Genomic DNA, 417 nt, shown 5'->3' with positions numbered 1-417 from the left:
TCTGTTTGATCCGAAAGGGTATCAACATTTGGTGTGCCACTTACAGTGACGATAAAACTACTTTCATTAGAGCAGGTATTTGGAGCTGTTCCAATGTTGTTATAGATATAAATGGTTTGTGTTGTTGAGATTAGCTCACCAGCATTTAATTGTGTTCCTGTACCATTAGAACCCGTGAAGTAATTACCATTGGTTAAGGTAGGTAATGTATAAGTTGAACAAACATTTTGGTCTGAAAGCGTATCTACATTTGGTGCACCAGTAATAGTGATTTCAAAGCTACTCTCATTGCTACAGATGTCTGGTGCTGTTCCTATTGCAGCATAAATATAAATGGTTTGTGACGTTGAAATTGAATCACCAGCAGAAAGTTGAGTACCACTGCCGTTTGTTCCTGTAAAATAATTACCGTTTGTA

At 37.2% G+C, this 417-nt stretch carries 1 protein-coding gene; it reads right to left on the bottom strand.

Annotation, left to right across the window (positions count from 1 at the left end; all coding sequences use genetic code 11):
- A partial coding sequence (locus tag ITJ86_RS17190; protein WP_195872878.1) for a hypothetical protein occupies positions 1-417 on the bottom strand: 417 nt, incomplete at both ends.

The sequence above is a fragment of the Winogradskyella marina genome (genome assembly GCF_015645385.1).
Classification (GTDB): domain Bacteria; phylum Bacteroidota; class Bacteroidia; order Flavobacteriales; family Flavobacteriaceae; genus Winogradskyella; species Winogradskyella marina.
Note: the sequence above shows the minus strand (reverse complement) of the source record. Positions and strands in the feature narration are given on the sequence as shown.